Source organism: Paludibacillus litoralis (assembly GCF_037646705.1).
GTDB lineage: Bacteria > Pseudomonadota > Alphaproteobacteria > Rhodobacterales > Rhodobacteraceae > Pikeienuella > Pikeienuella litoralis.
In genome coordinates this window covers 287,233-304,623 of sequence record NZ_JBBHER010000007.1, presented here as the reverse complement: position 1 = coordinate 304,623, position 17,391 = coordinate 287,233, and the positions used below count along the sequence as shown (strand labels likewise).

At 69.7% G+C, this 17,391-nt stretch carries 17 protein-coding genes and 1 tRNA gene; 7 read left to right on the top strand and 11 right to left on the bottom strand.

Annotated features, from left to right (window positions below; translation table 11 throughout):
* Positions 1 to 97 precede the first annotated feature (97 nt).
* The 3 genes from WG921_RS14290 to WG921_RS14280 are packed head-to-tail and all read right to left on the bottom strand — an operon-like array spanning position 98 to position 3,172.
* Positions 98 to 1,051, bottom strand: coding sequence for an ADP-ribosylglycohydrolase family protein (locus WG921_RS14290; RefSeq protein WP_340109917.1), 954 nt, complete (start codon positions 1,049 to 1,051; stop codon positions 98 to 100).
* Positions 1,048 to 2,718 carry an acyl-CoA synthetase gene (locus WG921_RS14285; RefSeq protein ID WP_340109916.1) on the bottom strand — a complete coding sequence of 557 codons (1,671 nt, stop codon included), beginning with the start codon at positions 2,716 to 2,718 and terminating at the stop codon, positions 1,048 to 1,050. Before WG921_RS14285 ends, WG921_RS14290 begins: the two co-directional genes overlap by 4 nt.
* A complete protein-coding gene (locus WG921_RS14280; protein WP_340109915.1) occupies positions 2,711 to 3,172 on the bottom strand; it encodes a hypothetical protein in 462 nt (153 codons plus the stop codon). The genes WG921_RS14285 and WG921_RS14280 overlap by 8 nt, the downstream gene beginning before the upstream one ends.
* 164 nt (positions 3,173 to 3,336) lie before the next feature.
* On the opposite strand from WG921_RS14280, the gene moaA reads away from it, so the two are divergent.
* The 3 genes from moaA to WG921_RS14265 are packed head-to-tail and all read left to right on the top strand — an operon-like array spanning position 3,337 to position 5,858.
* Positions 3,337 to 4,389, top strand: a complete 1,053-nt coding sequence (gene moaA, locus WG921_RS14275) for a GTP 3',8-cyclase MoaA (protein WP_340109914.1) — start codon at positions 3,337 to 3,339, stop codon at positions 4,387 to 4,389.
* 24 nt (positions 4,390 to 4,413) lie between these two features.
* Entirely contained in the window at positions 4,414 to 5,166 is a 753-nt protein-coding gene (locus WG921_RS14270; protein WP_340109913.1) for an NYN domain-containing protein, read from the top strand.
* Positions 5,167 to 5,192: 26 nt separating this feature from the next.
* Positions 5,193 to 5,858 carry a glutathione S-transferase family protein gene (locus WG921_RS14265; RefSeq protein ID WP_340109912.1) on the top strand — a complete coding sequence of 222 codons (666 nt, stop codon included), beginning with the start codon at positions 5,193 to 5,195 and terminating at the stop codon, positions 5,856 to 5,858.
* Between the two features lie 19 nt (positions 5,859 to 5,877).
* Here WG921_RS14265 and WG921_RS14260 read toward each other — a convergent pair whose 3' ends face one another.
* Genes WG921_RS14260 through WG921_RS14245 form a run of 4 tightly spaced genes read right to left on the bottom strand, consistent with a single transcriptional unit; the run spans position 5,878 to position 9,363 of the window.
* Positions 5,878 to 6,732 (bottom strand): metal ABC transporter permease, encoded by an 855-nt coding sequence (locus WG921_RS14260; RefSeq protein WP_340109953.1) that lies wholly within the window; start codon positions 6,730 to 6,732, stop codon positions 5,878 to 5,880.
* Positions 6,733 to 6,737: 5 nt separating this feature from the next.
* Complete coding sequence (locus WG921_RS14255) at positions 6,738 to 7,604, bottom strand: metal ABC transporter permease (RefSeq protein WP_340109911.1); 867 nt, start codon at positions 7,602 to 7,604, stop codon at positions 6,738 to 6,740.
* Positions 7,601 to 8,473 (bottom strand): manganese/iron ABC transporter ATP-binding protein, encoded by an 873-nt coding sequence (locus tag WG921_RS14250; protein WP_413788593.1) that lies wholly within the window; start codon positions 8,471 to 8,473, stop codon positions 7,601 to 7,603. The genes WG921_RS14255 and WG921_RS14250 overlap by 4 nt, the downstream gene beginning before the upstream one ends.
* Positions 8,470 to 9,363, bottom strand: a complete 894-nt coding sequence (locus WG921_RS14245; protein ID WP_340109910.1) for a metal ABC transporter substrate-binding protein — start codon at positions 9,361 to 9,363, stop codon at positions 8,470 to 8,472. The genes WG921_RS14250 and WG921_RS14245 overlap by 4 nt, the downstream gene beginning before the upstream one ends.
* A gap of 131 nt (positions 9,364 to 9,494) precedes the next feature.
* Between WG921_RS14245 and WG921_RS14240 the strand changes: the two genes are divergently transcribed.
* Positions 9,495 to 9,920 carry a Fur family transcriptional regulator gene (locus WG921_RS14240; protein ID WP_340109909.1) on the top strand — a complete coding sequence of 142 codons (426 nt, stop codon included), beginning with the start codon at positions 9,495 to 9,497 and terminating at the stop codon, positions 9,918 to 9,920.
* Between the two features lie 162 nt (positions 9,921 to 10,082).
* On the opposite strand, the gene WG921_RS14235 is transcribed toward WG921_RS14240, so the two are convergent.
* The 4 genes from WG921_RS14235 to WG921_RS14220 form a co-directional block, all read right to left on the bottom strand.
* Positions 10,083 to 10,505: a DUF2306 domain-containing protein gene (locus tag WG921_RS14235; protein ID WP_340109908.1), complete on the bottom strand. Its 423-nt coding sequence runs from the start codon at positions 10,503 to 10,505 to the stop codon at positions 10,083 to 10,085.
* 304 nt (positions 10,506 to 10,809) lie between these two features.
* Complete coding sequence (locus WG921_RS14230) at positions 10,810 to 10,992, bottom strand: hypothetical protein (RefSeq protein ID WP_340109907.1); 183 nt, start codon at positions 10,990 to 10,992, stop codon at positions 10,810 to 10,812.
* A gap of 233 nt (positions 10,993 to 11,225) precedes the next feature.
* A complete protein-coding gene (locus tag WG921_RS14225) occupies positions 11,226 to 13,214 on the bottom strand; it encodes a hydantoinase/oxoprolinase family protein (protein WP_340109906.1) in 1,989 nt (662 codons plus the stop codon).
* Between the two features lie 272 nt (positions 13,215 to 13,486).
* A tRNA-Asn gene (locus WG921_RS14220) sits at positions 13,487 to 13,561 on the bottom strand.
* Between the two features lie 237 nt (positions 13,562 to 13,798).
* On the opposite strand from WG921_RS14220, the gene WG921_RS14215 reads away from it, so the two are divergent.
* Genes WG921_RS14215 through WG921_RS14205 form a run of 3 tightly spaced genes read left to right on the top strand, consistent with a single transcriptional unit; the run spans position 13,799 to position 17,362 of the window.
* Positions 13,799 to 15,376, top strand: coding sequence for an ABC transporter ATP-binding protein (locus tag WG921_RS14215; RefSeq protein WP_340109905.1), 1,578 nt, complete (start codon positions 13,799 to 13,801; stop codon positions 15,374 to 15,376).
* Complete coding sequence (locus tag WG921_RS14210; protein WP_340109904.1) at positions 15,369 to 16,430, top strand: ABC transporter permease; 1,062 nt, start codon at positions 15,369 to 15,371, stop codon at positions 16,428 to 16,430. Before WG921_RS14215 ends, WG921_RS14210 begins: the two co-directional genes overlap by 8 nt.
* On the top strand, positions 16,430 to 17,362 hold the full coding sequence (locus WG921_RS14205) for an ABC transporter permease (protein ID WP_340109903.1): 933 nt from the start codon (positions 16,430 to 16,432) through the stop codon (positions 17,360 to 17,362). Before WG921_RS14210 ends, WG921_RS14205 begins: the two co-directional genes overlap by 1 nt.
* Positions 17,363 to 17,391: the final 29 nt, after the last annotated feature.

The window sequence follows — 17,391 nt, the reverse complement described above, 5'->3', positions numbered from 1 at the left end:
CGCTCAAACGCCCCCGCGGCGCGCCTCGCGGCTGGTCCTCCGCCGCCGGCCCAAGGCGGACCAGCCGCGAATCGCGGGCGGCGGCGAGGCGATCAGTTCAGAAAAGCGCCGCCAGCGCGCCCGGAACCTGCACCCGCGCCGCCCAGTCCGCCGGGATGCCGCGCGCCGCGTCCCCGGCGAAGCAGGCGCCGAGCACCGCCCCCATCGGAATCGCGCGCCCGCAACTGTCCCCGCCCGCGCGGATATTCGCCCGCGCGGCCTCCTTGAAGCTGGACGCGGCGACGATGAGATGGACGATCACCGGAAACGCCGCCTCCAGCTGGCAATGCAGCGCGAAGGCGCGCGCCGCCTCTTCCGCCGAAGCGCCGCGCATCTCCAGCGCCGCGGCGATCTGGGCGTCGATCTCGCCCGAGCTTCCGCGCGCCGCCAGCACCGCCGCCTCCGGCTCGGCGCCGTCCAGCGCGGCGCCGATCATCGCCGCCACCGCCGCGCCCCAGGCGACCGCGTCGTCGCGGTCGTTGGTGACGCGGACCGCGCTCTCGACCATCGCCGGCAGCGCCCCCTCGCCGTGATGGCGCACCACCAGCGGCGGCAGCTTGGAGACGGCGGGAAGCTGCGCGTCATCCGCCCCGCAATCGGTGAGCGGCGCATTCTCGTCCGCCGCCTCGGCCCGCGCCATCGCGTCCAGCGTCGCCCGGGTCGGGCGGTCGATATAGCCGACCCAGGTTCCGCCATAGCCGAACCGGGCGCGAAAGCAGCGCGCGTATTCGACCGCCTGATAGCCGCCGCCGTCCTCGCCGCCGAGCGATTCCGCCATCGCCAGCATCTGCGCCCCGTACTGGGAGGGCTCGCCCGGCCGCTTGCCGCCATGCGCGTAATAGCCGAGCCCCTTGCCGGTCGAATCCCGATAATCCGGCCGATTCGGCGCCCGGAATTCGGGCGACCTGCCCCCGATCTCCGCGATCCGCTCCTGATCGTAGAGCCAATGCAGCCCGAGCGCCGCCGCGTCCGCCACCAGCGCTCCCATGAGCGCGCCGCTCTTCCGGTTCATCTCCCGTCTCCTTTTTCAAAGCGGGCGCGAAGCGCGCGCCGCATGATCTTGCTCGTCGTCGTCATCGGCATCTCATCGAGAAACGTGACCGAAACCGGCGCGAGATGCGGGCTGAGCCGCGCGCGCACATGCCCGATCAGCGCCGCTTCGGTCTCGTCCGAGCGCGCCCAGCCCGGCGCCAGCGTGACGAAGGCGCGGATCACCTCGGTCCGCACCGGGTCCGGCGCCCCGATCACCGCCGCCACGGCGACGGCCTCATGCCCGGTCAGGCATTCCTCGATCTCCGTCGGCCCGACCCGGTAGCTGGACGAGGTGATCACGTCGTCGGTGCGCGCCTTGAAGCGGAAATAGCCGTCTTCGTCGCGGCTCGCCTCATCGCCGGTCATCACCCAGCGCCGTCCGTCCGGGCCTTCGCGCATCTTCTCGGCCGTTTGCTCGGGCTTCCGCCAATAGCGGAGGAAAAGCCCGAAATCCGGGGCCCGGATCGCAAGCTCGCCCATCTCGCCCGGCGCCGCCTCCCGCATCTCCGCGTCGAGCACCGCCGCCTCATGCCCCGGCATCGCCAGCCCCATCGCGCCGGGCTTCGGCGTCATCAGCCGGGCGTTGTTGCCGATCACCATGTTGCACTCGGTCTGGCCGTAGAATTCATTGAGCGGCGCGCCGAGCGCCTCCCGCCCCCAGGCGAGGAGCTCCGCGCCCATCGCCTCGCCGGCGGAGGCCGCCGCCCGGAGCGCATGGCCGAACCGCGCCGGCCGCTCGACCCGCCGCATCAGCTTCAGCGCCGTCGGCGGGAAGAACGCGCAGCGCACCTCGTGGCGCGCCATCAGGTCGAACGCGCGCTCGGGATCGAATTTCGCCATCCTGTGCGCGAGCAGCGGAACCCCGTGAAAGAGCGCCGGCGCCATCGCGTTCATCGAGCCGCCCATCCACGCCCAGTCGGCCGGCGTCCACATCAGATCGCCGGGCGCCGGCGTGAAATCATAGACCAGCCGCGCGCCGACGACATGCGCCGCCAGAACCCGCTGGCCGTGGAGCGCGCCCTTCGCCTGCCCCGTGGTGCCCGAGGTGTAGGACAGAAGCGCCGGATCGTCCGGCCCGGTCGGCGCGGTCTCGATCCGGTCCCGCGCCGTGTCCAGCAGGTCGTCCAACCCCTCCGCGCCCTCGTCCCGCCCTTCGACGCAGACCACCGTCCGCAGCTCCGGCAGCCGCCCCCGAATGGCGGCGATCTTGGGCATGTCCGCCCGATCCGTGATCAGCGCCGCCGCGCCGCTGTCCCGCAGCCGGTATTCCAGCGCGTCTTCCCCGAACAGCGTGAAAAGCGGCGTCACCACCGCGCCGAGCTTCAGCGCCGCCAACCACGCCGCCACCGTCTCCGCCGATTGCGGTAGCAGCACGCCGACCCGGTCGCCCCGCGCCACGCCCCGCGCCGCCAGCGCGTTGGCGAGCTTCGACGCGCGCCGCGAGAGCGCGCCGTACGTCCAGTTGCGCGCCGCCCCCGCCGCGTCGAGTTCGATCACCGCGCACCGCTCCGGCGCCGCGCGGGCCCAGCGCTCGCAGATCAGATCGGCGATATTGTAGCGCGCCGGCGCCCGCCAGGTGAAACCCGCCCGCGCGTCGGCCCATGTCGGCGCCGCCGGCAATTCCGGAAAGGAGATCGGCTCACTCATCATCCATCACCACCGCATCAACGCGCGTCTCGCGCCCCGGCTTCATGCCCAGCGCCGCCGCCGCCCCGCTCGAGACCACGGCCTCCGCCGCATTGGCGCCGGGGTCGCGCCAGTAGAGCTTCGCGACCACGGCGCGCCCCGTCCGCGGATCGGTCACCAGAACCCGCCGATAGGCCGGCAGATACGGCAGCGCGACCCAGAGCCCGCCCGCCGTCTCCTCCCCGTCCCATTCCGCCGGCAGATCCGCGATGCGGAAAACCGGCGCCCCTGCCCCGGTCGGCGCGGCGGAGGCCGTCGGCGGCGGCGACGCCTCTGGCGGCGCGGGCGACGCGTCGGCCGGAGAGGGCGCCGCCGCAATCGGCCCGATCGGCTCCATCAGCCCGTATTCGACGCAGGCGGAGAGCAGAAGGGCCCCGAAAATCGCGGGCGACCAGATCAAGTTTCCGTTTGTCATTCGCCGCGCCTCGTCTTCCGCCGGACCCCGCCGCGCGGATGAGGCGGCGTGAGCGCGGGCGCGATCATAAGCGATATCCTCCGCGGCGAAAGGGTTGGCGCCCCGACAGGCGGATTGCATCCCGTCGCCGGCGCGCCTAGCTTCGAGCGATGGAGGATATCCCGATGACCACCGCCATGACCGACGCCGACCGGGCCGCCGCCAGCGCGCGCCGGCGCGCGCCGCTGATCGACCCTTACGACCGCGCGATCACCTATCTCCGCGTGTCCGTCACGGACCGCTGCGATTTCCGCTGCGTCTACTGCATGTCGGAGCACATGACCTTTCTGCCGAAGAAGGAGCTTCTGACGCTGGAGGAGCTGGAACGCGTCTGCGGGACCTTCGTCGACATGGGCGTGCGCAAGCTCCGGATCACCGGCGGCGAGCCGCTGGTGCGCCGGGACATCATGTCCTTCTTCCGGGCGATGGGGCGGCGGCTCGGCGCCGGGCTCGACGAGTTGACGCTGACCACCAACGGCTCCCAGCTCGGCCGCTTCGCTTCGGAGCTCGTCGATTGCGGGGTCCGCCGGGTCAACGTCTCGCTCGATTCGCTCAACCCGCAGAAATTCGCCGACATCACCCGCCGCGGCCGCCTCGATCAGGTGATGGAGGGGATCGACGCCGCCGACAAGGCCGGGCTCGCGATCAAGATCAACACCGTCGCGCTGAAAGGCGTGAACGACGACGAGATTCACGATCTGGTCGAATGGTGCGGCGGGCGCGGCTTCGATCTCACCTTCATCGAGGTGATGCCGATGGGCGATATCGGCAACGAAGACCGGCTCGACCAGTATTATTCGCTCCGCCAGCTTCGCGAGGATCTCGGCCGGCGCTGGCGCCTGACGCCGCTGCCGCTGGATACCGGCGGCCCTGCGCGCTACCTCCGCTGCGAGGAGACGGGCGGGCGGATCGGCTTCATCACCCCGCTCAGCCATAATTTCTGCGAAGGCTGCAACCGCGTGCGGCTGACCTGCACCGGGCAGCTTTTCCTCTGCCTCGGCCAGGACGAGGACGCGGATCTCCGCACCCCGATGCGCGTCAGCCCCGAGGATGACGACCCGCTCCGCGCCACCATCACGGAGGCGATCTCCCGCAAGCCCAAGGGCCATGATTTCGACTACTCGCGCCAGCATGTCTCCGGCCGGGTGAACCGCAACATGAGCACCACCGGCGGCTGAACCAGACGCCGCGCAAGGATTCCCATGCCTGACCATACCCGCACGCCGCGCCTCGCAGTCCTGATCGACGCCGACAACGCCAGCCCCAAGCTCGCCGGCGATCTCTTCAAGGAGATCGCGAAGATCGGCGAAGCCAGCGTCCGCAGAAGCTATGGCGACTTCTCCTCCAGCCGGATGGCCTCCTGGCTCAAGGTGATGCCGGAGCATGCGATCCTGCCCCAGATGAACCTCGCCACCACCAGCGGAAAGAACGCCTCCGACATCGCGCTGGTGATCGACGCGATGGATCTCCTGCATTCGGAGCGTTTCGACGGCTTCTGCCTCGTCTCCTCCGACAGCGACTTCACCCGCCTCGCCTCGCGCATCCGCGAGCAGGGCGTCGCCGTCTACGGCTTCGGCGAGAAGAAGACCCCGAAAAGCTTCGTGCAGGCCTGCCAGCGCTTCATCTACACCGAGAATCTCGCGCTTGAGGCGGCGGAGGCGGACGGCGTCGCGGTTCCGCCCGAGGCGAAGGCGACCCGGCTCGCGCCCGCCGGCGCGGTTCCGCTCATCGCCCGCGCGATCGACGCGCTCGACGACGACGAGGACGGCTGGGTCGGGCTCGGCCCGGTCGGCCAGCAGCTCTCCAATCTCGCTTCGGATTTCGACCCGCGAAGCTATGGCTGCGCCAAGCTCAGCGATCTGGTCGAGAAATCCGGCCGCTTCGAGCTGGACCGCAGCGCCGGCCGCGCGATCCGCATTCGGGTGAAGCCGCCCAAGAACGCTTCCGCCCGCTGAGACGCCCGCCATAGCGAGGGGGAGCGATGCCCGAAATCACACTATACGGAAACGCGGTCTCGGCCTTCGTCGCGAAGGCGCGCATCGCGCTCGATTTCAAGGGCCTCCCCTATCGCGAGGCGCCGGCGCCGGGCGGCCATGGCGCGCCCGAATACCGGGCGCTGATTCCGGCCGGCTCGATCCCCGGCCTGACGATCGACGGCGCGCCGCTCCATGATTCGAACGCCATCATCGAATATCTGGAGGAGATCGCGCCCGAGCCCGCGCTGCTCCCGAAAGCCCCCTATGAGCGCGCGCTCGCGCGGGCCCTCCTCGGCTTTCACGACACAAGGCTCGAGCCCGCGGCGAGCGCGATGTTTCCGCTGATCAAGCGCGACTGGCGGCGGGAGCCGGAGCGTGTCGCCGCCGGCCTCGAAGGGATCGAGGCGGCCTACGCCCGCCTCGCCCCCCTCGTCACCCGCGCGCCCTTCCATCTCGGCGCCGCGCCGACCATCGCCGACCTCTCCTATCCGGTGACGATCCAGATGATCGGGATGCTGACCGCCGAATTCGGCCGCAAGATCGCGCCGCCGCCCGCCATCGCCGCATGGGCGCGCGCCTCCGGCGAGATCCCGGCCGCCGCCCGCTCCCTCCGGATCGCCGGCGCGGCGATGGAGGCCTGGCTGGCTGGGTTCCGCGGCGCGCGCGCCTGACGAGAGCCTTCGCGCGCCGTCACATCTTCAGCGGCGCGCGCGCCTCCGCCGTCGTCGCCCCTTTCGCCTTCAGCGTCGCGCCGATGAAGGCGGCGATGAACGCGGCCGTCATCAGCAGCACGATGGTCGGCGCCGGCGCGCTGTCGAGGAAGAAGCTGAGCCAGACCCCCACGCCAGCCGACGCCACCGCCATGCAGACCGCGATCAGAAGCATGGTCGAGAACCGCTTCGTCAGCAGGAACGCGGTCGCCCCCGGCGCGATCATCAGCGCGATGGCGAGGATGATCCCCACCGCCTTCAGGCTGGCGACGACCGTGAGCGAGAGCAGCACCAGGAGCCCGTAATGCAGAAACCGCACCCGGAGCCCCATCGCCTGCGCCTGCGCCGGATCGAACGCATGGACCATGAAATCGCGCCGCTTCAGGATGATCGCGGCCGAGACCACGGCGGAGATCAGCCCCGCCTCCAGAAGATCGTCCGGCCCGATGCCGAGAATGTCGCCAAAGAGAATGAGGTCGAGATGCACGTCCGAGGTGATCTTCGTGTACATCACCACGCCGAGCCCGAACATGCCGGAGAACACGACGCCCATCACCGTGTCCTGCTTCACGCGGCTGTTTTCCTGAAGATACCCGGTGGCGAGCGCGCAGACCATGCCGGCGGCGAACGCCCCGACCGCGACGGGCAAGCCGATGATATAAGCGCCGACCACCCCCGGCAGCACCGCATGCGAGATCGCGTCGCCCATCAGCGACCAGCCCTTGAGGACGAGGAAGCAGGAGAGCAGCGCCGCCGGGACCGAGACCACGACCGCGATCACCATCGCGTCGACCATGAACGGCAGCGAAAACGGCAGGAGGAGCGTGTCGAGCATTCCGGTCATTCCGCCGCCTCCAGCCCGGCCAGCGTCGCCGCCCGCCGCCGGATCGCCGCGATGCGCCCGTGCTTCGGCGCGAAAAAGAACGCGAGCAGGAACAGCAGCGTCTGCATCACCACGATCACGCCCCCCGTCGCGCCATCGACGAAATAGCTGAGATACGCCCCGACGAGACACGTCCCCGCGCCAAGCGCGATCGAAAGCATGATCAGCCTCGGGAACCGATCGGTCAGCAGATACGCCGTCGCCCCCGGCGTCACCACCAGCGCGATCACGAGGAACGCGCCCACGGTCTGCATCGCCGCCACCGTCGCCGCCGCGAGCAGGGTGAAGAACACCCCGCGCAGCAGCCCGACCCGGAGCCCGATCGCCTGCGCATGGGTCTCGTCGAAGAACACCGCCATCAGGTCGCGCCATTTCAGCGTCAGAACGGTGAGCGAGACGACGCCGATGATCGCGAGCTGCAGCGTGTCCGCCGGCGTGATCGCCAGCACATTGCCCATGATGATGGTCTGGATGTTCACGGAAGCGGGCGAGAGCGAGACCATGAACAGCCCGAGCCCGAAGAACGAGGTGAAGATCAGGCCGATGATGGTGTCCTCCTTCAGCCCGGTCCGCTGGTTCAGGAACAGCATCGCCGAGGCCGCGAGCCCCCCGGCGAAAAACGCGCCGAGCGAGAACGGCAGCCCGAGCATGAACGCGCCCGCCACCCCTGGCACGATCGAATGGGAGAGCGCGTCCCCGATCAGCGACCAGCCCTTCAGCATCAGGAAGGAGGAGAGAAACCCGCAGACCGCCCCGACCATCGCGCTGACCCACATCGCGTTCAGCATGTACTCATAGGCGAGCGGCTCCAGAAGCGCGCTCATTCGCTTTTCTCGTGATAAAGCACGAAGGGCCGCTCGTCGTCCGAAAGGACCGTGACCTGCCGCTCGTCCTCGCCGTCATGATGGAGATCGGCGCCGCCAAGCACGAAATGCCGCAACACCCCGCCGAACGCGCGCTCCAGATTCGTCTGCGTGAAGATCTGCTCCGTCGGCCCGTAGGCGAGGACCGTGCCCTTGAGCAGCACCGTCCGGTCGCAGAATTCCGGCACCGAGCCGAGATTGTGCGTCGAGACCAGCATCACCCGCCCCTCGTCGCGCATCTCCCGCAGGAGCGCGATGATCGCCTCCTCGGTCTTCACGTCCACCCCGGTGAACGGCTCGTCGAGAAGGACGACGCGCGCATCCTGCGCCAGCGCCCGCGCGAGGAAGACGCGCTTTCGCTGCCCGCCTGAAAGCTCGCCGATCTGCCGGCCCCGGAAATCGGTCATGCCGACGCGGGCGAGCGCGTCCGCCACCGCCTCCCGATCCTCGGCGCGGGCGCGGCGGGTGAAGCCCATCCGTCCGTAGCGCCCCATCATCACCACATCCTCGACCAGCACCGGGAAGGTCCAGTCCACCTCCTCCGCCTGCGGAACATAGGCCACGAGATTGCGCCGGATCGCCGTCTGCACCGTGAGGCCGAGAATGCGCACCTCGCCCTTCGCCGCCTTGAGAAACCCCATGATCGCCTTGAACATCGTCGACTTGCCGGAGCCGTTGACCCCGACCAGCGCGGTGATCGACCCGGCCGGCGCGGTGAAGCTGGCGTCGCGGAGCGCCGTCACCCCGTTCCGATAGGCGACCGTGACATGGCTGACCGAGAGCCCCTCGCCCGCGTCGTCCGCCGCGCCGCTCATCCCCGCCGCGGTCATTGCGACAATCCCTTGGCGATGGTGTCCGTCGTGACCCGCAGCAGATCGAGATAGGTCGGCGCCGGCCCGTCCGGCTCGCTCAGGCTGTCGACATAGAGAACCCCGCCATAGCGCGCCCCGGTCTCCCGCGCGACCTGCTCCGAGGGCTTGGAGGAGACCGTGCTTTCCGAGAAGATCACCGGAATGTTCTCCGCGCGCATCACGTCGATCACCCGGCGCACTTGGCTCGGCGCGCCCTGCTGATCGGCGTTGATCGGCCAGAGGAACAGCTCCTTCAGCCCGAAATCCCGCGCGAGATAGCTGAACGCGCCCTCGCCCGTCGCCAGCCAGCGGCGTTCCGGCGGCAGCGCGGCCAGCTCCGCGCGGATCGGCGCCGCCACCTTGTCGATCTCGGCCATGTAGGCGTCCGCGTTGGCGCGGTAGACCGCCTCGTTCGCGGGATCGAGGCTGGTGAAGGCGTCGCGGATGTTGCGCACATAGATCTTTCCCGCCTCCGGCGACATCCACGCGTGCGGGTTCGGCTTGCCCGCATAGGGGCCGTCGCCGATCCCGATCGGGTCCACCCCCGCGGACGCGACGACCTCGGGCACGCCCTTCAGCCGGCGGAAGAACTTCTCGAACCATCTTTCGAGATTGAGCCCGTTCCAGATCACCAGATCGGCGTCCTGCGCCTTCAGGATATCGCGCGGCGTCGGCTGATAATTGTGGATCTCCGCCCCGGGCCGGGTGATCGAGGCGACCTCCGCCGCATCCCCGGCGACGTTCGCCGCGATATCCGCGATCACCGTGAACGTGGTCACCGCCCGCAGCTTCTTGGCCGACGCCGGGGCTGCGAGCGTGAGAGATGCGAGGCAGACCGCGGCGCAGAAAGCGGCGAAGCGAAAGACCATGAACGACTCCTTGAATGCGAACGGGTCCAGATCCGGACGCCTCAGATGATTATGAGAATGATTTGCATCTTGTCAATGCGGAACTGTCGGTTCCCATTTGCCCGCCCGGAACAGAGAGGTATATAAGGGGCATGAACAAGATGGCCGCGACGGCGAAAGATTTGGAGCGGGCGCTTCGCGCCGACGGGGTGCGAATCACGCGTCAGCGCGCCGCGCTGTTGAAGGTTCTCGCCCGCGCCACCGACCACCCCGACGCAAACGAGCTTCACCGCCGCGTACGCGAGATCGACGGCGCCGTCTCCCTCGCCACGGTCTACCGGACCCTCTCGGCGCTGGAGGCGCAAGGCGTCGTCCATCGCCTCGAATTCGAAGGCGCCCCCGCCCGCTTCGAGACCGCGGACGCCCCGCATCACGACCACATCATCGATGTCGAGACTGGCGACGTGATCGAATTCCACTCCGACAAGATCGAAGCCCTGCAATCCCTGATCGCGGAGGAACTCGGCTACGAAGTGGTCCACCACCGGCTGGAGCTGTATTGCCGCAAACGGAAATAGGGTTTGGGGCGATGCGGACGGTTCGTCGCCGCAAATGAGCGCGGCGGAAGGCGGAGTTGAGCGCAGAGCGCGCGACGGTGCGACACGTATGAATGTCGGCCTCCGTGGCGGCGCTCAAACCGGAACGATTTCGGTTGCGAAAAGACGCAACAAGCCTGCCGATCAAAAGCAAGCGCCGTGATGGGTGATGGTTCCGAAGACCACGTCGTGCATGATGCGACCCGGCGACAGAGTAAACACCCCCGCGACGACCAACGCGCCCATAAAGAGCAGGATCATGGCGCGCCGATGCTTGGCGACGCGATGACCACGGGCGTGCATGACTGCGACCGGCAACAGGATCAGGGTCAGGATCGACAGCCCGTGAATGAGGCTGAACGGCCCGAACCGGCAGATCGTGTGGATCATGAAGGACGACGCCGCCACTGCGGCGATCAGGAACACCCAGACCCACCCCATGAGCCGGTGCGGCGTCGTCCCCTTCGGCAACGCGAGCTGCGCCGCCCCGAGAAGAAGAGCGAGCATCGCCGCAACGGCATGGGCGAAAACGACGGCGGGCGCCGCCATGAGCGGAGCAAGGGTCATTGCCGACCTCCGACAGAGGGTTGATTGTGAAAGATGATTTGCGCGATCACGCGACCGGCTCGCCGGCCCGCGTTTCGCAACCTTGCATCGGCGCCGAAACGATCATGCCGGAACGGAGGGTCGGAGGCGGCCGCGCCGAGGGACCGCGGAGAGGCTCTTCCGTCTCGGCATGCGCCCTCCCGTCCATCTCTGAGCATCGCCAGGCGGGGCGTGCGCGGATCAGCGGCGCGTCCCCGGATCAGCCGACATGGCGACCAATGTCGAAGCTCTCGATGCGAGACTGGATCGACGGATCGTCGGCCGCTCAACGAAAGCCGCCGCCGCTCCCGGTCGGCCCAGACGCATCGGTCCTGATGACAGCGTTGCTCCATTGCGGCCAATCGGCAATCGGGATCGTCCGATCCCGGACAAGACCGAGTGGCGCGTCGATCATGCCGGCGGCGCGGCCCGGGGCCAAACCGCTCCTGTCTATGTCGAAATCGGCCATGGCGAGCCCCACTTGGCTCCGTTCAGAGCCATGGCGCCGCGAAGGCTTTTCTCTACGCGACCAGGATCTCCAAGCCACGCCGCAAATTACTCCTTCGCAATCCGCCATTCAAGATCGCGCCCTTCTTCCTCAAGAAATTCGGCGGCGTCCACCAGTGGTCGCGGCGCCGCCAGACGCTCGAAGCCCGGCCGGCGGAGGAGGGAGGCGTTCGGCGGAGAGGCGCGCCGCCCCTGTCAAAACCTTGGCCGCCCGCTCGCCACCGCGGTCACCCGCGCTTCGGCCAGCGTCGCGCGGCCCCGCACCGTGGCGCGTTTCTCCTCCCAGCTCGCGGCGACCTCCGGCGCGTCGGCTCCCGCCTCCACCGCCCGCGCCAGCGCCGCGCCGCGCGCCCAGGTCTCCGCCATCGCCTTCGCCGCGCCGAGGGTCTCCACCCGCGCAGGCGGGCCGCCGGCCAGCACCTCGTAGCCCTCCTCGTCTTCGGCGGAGAGGATCAGCGCCTCCGCCTTCGCCTCGACCCGGCCGACCACCGCGCCGACCGCGTTGGCGACCCCGGCGTCCTCGGGGATCGTGGTCTCCGCCCCGGCCAGCCGCCCGACCGCCGGATAATAGACCGGCGCGGAGGCCCCGAGCCCGATCAGCGGCGCGGTGAGGGAGAGTTCCGCGGCCGCAAACCCCCGCCGCCGGTCCAGCGCCGCCGCGGCCAGCGGCGCGCGCGCCATGCCGTCCGCCTCGAACCCGTCCTCCGCCAGCGCCGCCTCCAGCGCCAGCTCCGCCGAGCGGCGGGTCAGCGCGTCGATGGTCATCCGGGCCAGCGCCGCGCCGTCCGGCGCCGCCCGCTCGCCATTCGCGGCCTTGCGGCGCGCGAAAAGCGCCGCCGCCTTTCCCGCCGCCTCGCGGTCCCATTCGTCATGCAGGCCGAGAACATGCGCGGCGTCGGTCGGCGTGAAGGCGACCCGCCGGAGATACCCGTCCGCCAGCAGCCGCTTCAGCGCGAGCCGCCCGCGCGGCGCGAGATCAAGGGTCTCCAGCGCCGCGCCCGCGCCGATCCGGCCCATCAGATCCGCCGCACGCGCGCCCAGGCTCTCCAGCCCCGCGCGCCGCGCGCCGGGCCGCACGAAAACCCCGTCCGCCGGGTCCGCCTGCTCCCGCCGCAATTGCCGGTCGAGCGCGTCATGCGCCCCCGCCCATTCCCGCGCGAAGAGGCTGATCGGAACCGCCCGGCGCGGCCCCAGCACAAGCCGCGCCTCGAGACTGGCCTCGTCCAGCGTCACCTCGCTGTCCCCGCCGAGCCCGTGGGTGCGCATCGCCACCGCTTCGACCATGGTGCGCCAGCCGCCGACCCGCGCCCCCGCCGGATCGAGCCGCGGCCGGCCCCCCGCCAGCACCGCGATATCCGTGGTCGTGCCGCCGATATCCGCGACGATGGCGCGGGTGAGCCCGGTGAGATGCGCGGCGCCGACGAGACTCGCCGCCGGGCCGGAGAGGATCGTCTCGATCGGCCGCGCGCGGGCGATGGCGGCGCTCATCAGCGCGCCGTCGCCCTTCACCACCATCAGGGGCGCCGAGACGCCCAGGCCCGCCAGCCGCGTCTCCGCCCCCTCGATCAGCCGATCGATCATGCCGACGAGCCGGGCGTTCAACAGCGTGGTGAGCGCCCGGCGCGGCCCGCCGAGCCGGGCGGAAAGCGCGTGGCTGCATGTCGCGGGGCGGCCGGTCTCCTCCCGCACGATCTCCGCCGCCCGCGCCTCGTGCTCCGGGTTGCGCACCCCGAACACCGCCGCGACCGCGAACCCCGCGACGCGCGACGCGGCGGCGCGCGCGCCCTCGCGAAGCGCGCCCTCGTCGAGCGGCGCCGCCTCGGCGCCGTCGCTCCGGTGCCCCCCCGCGATCAGGAGCGCCGGGTCCGAGCCCAACGCCTTGGCGAGGCCCGCCCGCTGAAGATCCTCCCGTCCGAAGCCGATCATCACCAGCGCCGCCGGGTCGCCCAGCCCCTCGACCAGCGCATTGGTCGCCAGCGTGGTCGAGAGCGAGACCAGCGCGATCCGCTCCGCGCCCACCTCCGCCGCCGCCAGCGCCGCCGCCGCCGCCGCCGCGACGCCGCGCCCGAGATCCTGATGCGTGGTCAGCGCCTTCGCCTTGCCGAGAATCCGCGCCGCCGCTTCGTCATAGACCACCGCGTCAGTGAACGTGCCGCCCGTGTCCACCCCCAGAAGGATCGCCATTCCCCGCCCTCTCCGCCCGCCCGTCTCGCCTCAAGTCCGGTATACGAGCCCGAGGCGCGGGATCAATGGCCGGCCGCCGCGCCGCCCACGGGCGCTGGCGAAACCAACAGACGCGGCCGCGCCGTGTCGGAAAAGAGGCCGCTCCCATTCGCAGCCCCGACTCTGGAGCGCGGAGCCTTGAGCCGCAGCCGCGGGCGCAGACGGGAGACGAGCGCGAAACCGGACGGGTCCGTTCGCCTAATTCACTGTTTTCAAGGGATTTATTTCGGCTCTGGCTCCGGCGGTAGGATTCGAACCTACGACCAGCGGATTAACAGTCCGATGCTCTACCACTGAGCTACGCCGGATCAGAACCGTGGCAGCGCGTGTAGCAAAGGGTTGAGGCGGCGTCCAGCATGTAATCTCGCCGCACCGGCGGCGTGCGCATTTATCGTGAGCCGCGCGCCTTCGGCCCGCGAATTCATGTCGGGAGACAAGGCCCGGATGCGGACGGCGCGGCATCGGTTTTCCGGCCCGCTCCACACGCGCGCTTTACGCTCGCCGCGAAAGGCCATATTGGCTTCGCACCTTCCTGATGCGTGAAGATGGAAAGAATCGGGGCGCGCTTGACGCTGGAGACGACACACGGGAGACGAGACGGCCCGCCGCTGTTCGAGGCGCGCGGGCTGACGAAATCCTTCCCCGGCGTCACGGCGAATGACGGGGTCGCCTTCAGCGTCCGGCCGGGCGAGATCCACGCCATACTCGGTGAGAACGGCGCTGGAAAATCGACTCTGGTGAAGATGATCTATGGCGTTCTGCGCCCGGATACCGGCGATATGCGAATGGCTGGCGCGCCCTACGCCCCGATGCGGCCAAGCGAGGCGCGCGCCGCCGGCGTCGGCATGGTCTTTCAGCATTTTTCGCTGTTCGAGGCGCTGAGCGTCGCCGAGAATGTCGCGCTCGGCATGAACGACGCGCCGAAGACACGCGCGCTGAACGCCCGGATTCGCGAGATAAGCGAGGCCTACGGCCTGCCGCTCGATCCGGGCCGGCTGGTCGGAGAGCTTTCCGTGGGCGCGCGGCAGAGAATCGAGATCGTTCGCGCGCTCCTGCAGAATCCACGGCTTCTGATCATGGACGAGCCGACATCGGTTCTGTCTCCTCAGGAGATCGACCGGCTGTTCTCGACATTGCGCAAGCTCAGCGCGGAAGGCGTCGCGATCCTCTATATCAGCCACAAGCTGGACGAGATCCGCACGCTCTGCCATGGCGCGACGATCCTGAGGGGCGGCAAGGTGGCGGGAACGCGCGACCCGCGCGAGGAGACCGCGCGCAGCCTCGCCGAATTGATGATCGGACGAAGCCTCAAGCCTCCCCGGCCGGCGGATTGGAAACCCGGCGCCGCGCGCCTCACGATCGAGAAGCTGACTCTCCCCGGCGCGCCGCCCTTCGGCGTCGATCTGAAGGAGTTGAGCCTCAGCCTCCGGGCCGGCGACATCCTCGGCGTCGGCGGCGTCGCGGGGAACGGGCAGGATGAGCTTCTGGCCGCGCTTTCGGGCGAGACGAAGGCGCCGTCGGCGGCGATCCGCCTCTCCGGCGAGCCGATCGGCCATCTTGGCCCGAACGCGCGCCGCAAGCGGGGGCTCTCCGTCGCGCCGGAGGAGCGTCTCGGCCACGCCGCCGCGCCGGACATGTCCCTGACCGAAAATACCGTGCTGACCGCGCGCGCCCGCGCCGATCTGACCCGGGGCGGGTTCATCAGATACCCCGCCGCCGCCGCTTTCGCGCGGCGGGTGGTCGCGGAATACGGCGTCCGCGCCGCTGGCGTCGAGCACGCCGCGAAATCCCTTTCCGGCGGCAATCTGCAGAAATTCGTCGTCGGCCGCGAGATCGCGCAGCGGCCGGATGTGTTCATCGCCGCGCAGCCGACCTGGGGCGTCGACGCCGGCTCGGCGGAGGTCATCCATGACGCGATCCGCGCGCTGGCGCGGGCTGGGGCGGCGGTGATGGTGATCAGCCAGGACCTTGACGAGCTGACGGAGATCTCCACCCTGCTTTCGGTGATCGCGGCGGGGCGGCTCTCGTTTCCGGTGCCGGTCGCCGACCTCACCGTGGAGCAGATCGGCCTGATGATGGGCGGCGGCGCGCGGAGCGCCGAGCCGGCGGATCTCCATGTTTGAGCTTCAGGCGCGAAAGGAGGCGTCCCGCGCCATGGTCTGGCTGACGCCGGTCTTCGCGGTGGCGCTGACCATGCTCGCCGGGCTCGCGCTTTTCGCCCTTCTCGGAAAGGACCCGGTCGAAGCCGTGCGGCTGATTTTCATCCAGCCGTTTTTCGACCCGTACAGCCGCACCGAGCTTCTGGTGAAAGGAACGCCGCTGGCGCTCATCGCCATCGGGCTCAGCTTCGGATTTCGCGCCGGCGTCTGGAATATCGGGGCTGAGGGGCAGTTCATCATCGGCGCGCTCGCCGCCGGAATGGTCGCGCTCGCCTTCTACGAGACGGAAGGCGTGTGGCTTCTGCCGCTGATGGCGCTGGCGGGGGCGGCTGGCGGCGCCGCCTGGGCGCTGATCCCGGCGATCCTCCGGATTCGTTTCAACGCGAACGAGATCCTCACCTCCCTGATGCTGGTCTATGTCGCGGAGCTGCTCCTCTCCGCGCTGGTCTCCGGCCCGCTCCGCGACCCCGACGGATTCAATTTCCCGGAAAGCCGGATGTTCCATGACAGCGCGACGTTGCCGCTCCTCATCACGGGCAGCCGCGCCCATGTCGGCGCGCTGGTCGCGCTTGGCGTGGCGGCGCTCGGTTACATCCTGCTGCAGCGGCACGTCTTCGGCTTTCAGATCAAGCTCTTCGGTCAGGCGCCGCGCGCGGCGCGCTTCGCCGGCTTCCGCGAAGGGCGGCTGGTCGCCGCCTGCCTCGGCCTCTCCGGCGCGCTGGCCGGGCTCGCCGGGATGTTCGACGCCGCCGGGCCGGTCGGCCAGCTGGTTCCGGGGTTGCCGTCCGGCTACGGGTTCACCGCCATCATCGTCGCGTTTCTCGGCCGCCTCCATCCCATCGGCGTCGTCCTCGCCAGCGGCGTGATGGCGCTCACCTATATCGGCGGCGAATCCGCGCAGATCGCGATGAACCTGCCGGCGGCGGCGATCAGCGTCTTTCAGGGAATGCTGCTCTTTTTCCTTCTCGGCGTGGATATCCTCGTGAATTTCAGAATCCGGCGCAGGGGGGCGGCGTGATGGACCTGTCCGCCCTGAGCCCGGTCGAGATCATGATGAGCCTGATCGTCGCCGCGACGCCCCTGCTTTTCGCCGCGATCGGCGAGCTGGTCGTGGAGAAATCCGGCGTTCTCAACCTCGGCGTCGAGGGGATGATGATCGTCGGCGCGATCGGCGGATTCGCCGCCGCAGACGCCACCGGATCGTTCATCCTGGCGGTCGTCGCCGGGGCCGCGGCCGGGGCGGCGCTGGCGCTGATCTTCGCGCTGATGACCCAATATCTCATGTCCAATCAGGTCGCGACGGGACTGGCGCTCACCTTGTTCGGGCTCGGCATCGCGGCGCTGCTCGGGCAGGGCTACGCGGGGAAGACGCTCGCGGTTTCGGTCCGGCTGGAGGCGCCTGGCCTCACCGACCTTCCGGTGGTCGGGCGGCTGATTTTCGGGCAGGACCCGCTGGTCTACGCGTCGCTCGCGATGGTTTTCGCGGTCTGGTGGTTTCTGAACCGGTCCCGGGCGGGGCTCATCCTTCGCGCGGTCGGCGAGAATCACGACGCGGCGCACGCCATAGGCCACGCCGTGCGCCGGATCCGCGTCGCTGCGATCCTGTTCGGCGGCGCGATGGCCGGCGTCGGCGGCGCCTATCTCGCGGTGGTGCAGACGCCGCTCTGGGCCGAGGGCATGACGGTCGGGCGTGGCTGGATCGCGCTCGCCATCGTCGTTTTCGCGGCGTGGCGGCCCTGGCGCGCGCTGCTCGGGGCCTATCTTTTCGGCGGGGTGACGATCATCCAGTTGAATTTGCAGGCTCTCGGCATTCCGGTCGAAAGCCAGTACTTGTCGATGGCGCCATATCTGGTCACCATCGTGGTTCTGGTCGTGATATCTGCAGACGGAGCGCGGGCGCGCCTGAACGCGCCGGCCTGCCTCGGAAAATCGTTCTTTGCGACATCCTGATCCGAAGGGGGAGACGGGGTGCGCCACAG

Excerpts from the sequence above, each read along its gene's own strand:
- WG921_RS14290 (WP_340109917.1), bottom strand. The coding sequence starts at position 1,051 with ATGAACCGGAAGAGCGGCGCGCTCATGGGAGCGCTGGTGGCGGACGCG.
- WG921_RS14285 (WP_340109916.1), bottom strand. The coding sequence starts at position 2,718 with ATGAGTGAGCCGATCTCCTTTCCGGAATTGCCGGCGGCGCCGACATGG.
- WG921_RS14280 (WP_340109915.1), bottom strand. The coding sequence starts at position 3,172 with ATGACAAACGGAAACTTGATCTGGTCGCCCGCGATTTTCGGGGCCCTT.
- moaA (WP_340109914.1), top strand. The coding sequence starts at position 3,337 with ATGACCACCGCCATGACCGACGCCGACCGGGCCGCCGCCAGCGCGCGC.
- WG921_RS14270 (WP_340109913.1), top strand. The coding sequence starts at position 4,414 with ATGCCTGACCATACCCGCACGCCGCGCCTCGCAGTCCTGATCGACGCC.
- WG921_RS14265 (WP_340109912.1), top strand. The coding sequence starts at position 5,193 with ATGCCCGAAATCACACTATACGGAAACGCGGTCTCGGCCTTCGTCGCG.
- WG921_RS14260 (WP_340109953.1), bottom strand. The coding sequence starts at position 6,732 with ATGCTCGACACGCTCCTCCTGCCGTTTTCGCTGCCGTTCATGGTCGAC.
- WG921_RS14255 (WP_340109911.1), bottom strand. The coding sequence starts at position 7,604 with ATGAGCGCGCTTCTGGAGCCGCTCGCCTATGAGTACATGCTGAACGCG.
- WG921_RS14250 (WP_413788593.1), bottom strand. The coding sequence starts at position 8,473 with ATGACCGCGGCGGGGATGAGCGGCGCGGCGGACGACGCGGGCGAGGGG.
- WG921_RS14245 (WP_340109910.1), bottom strand. The coding sequence starts at position 9,363 with ATGGTCTTTCGCTTCGCCGCTTTCTGCGCCGCGGTCTGCCTCGCATCT.
- WG921_RS14240 (WP_340109909.1), top strand. The coding sequence starts at position 9,495 with ATGAACAAGATGGCCGCGACGGCGAAAGATTTGGAGCGGGCGCTTCGC.
- WG921_RS14235 (WP_340109908.1), bottom strand. The coding sequence starts at position 10,505 with ATGACCCTTGCTCCGCTCATGGCGGCGCCCGCCGTCGTTTTCGCCCAT.
- WG921_RS14230 (WP_340109907.1), bottom strand. The coding sequence starts at position 10,992 with ATGGCCGATTTCGACATAGACAGGAGCGGTTTGGCCCCGGGCCGCGCC.
- WG921_RS14225 (WP_340109906.1), bottom strand. The coding sequence starts at position 13,214 with ATGGCGATCCTTCTGGGGGTGGACACGGGCGGCACGTTCACTGACGCG.
- WG921_RS14215 (WP_340109905.1), top strand. The coding sequence starts at position 13,799 with ATGGAAAGAATCGGGGCGCGCTTGACGCTGGAGACGACACACGGGAGA.
- WG921_RS14210 (WP_340109904.1), top strand. The coding sequence starts at position 15,369 with ATGTTTGAGCTTCAGGCGCGAAAGGAGGCGTCCCGCGCCATGGTCTGG.
- WG921_RS14205 (WP_340109903.1), top strand. The coding sequence starts at position 16,430 with ATGGACCTGTCCGCCCTGAGCCCGGTCGAGATCATGATGAGCCTGATC.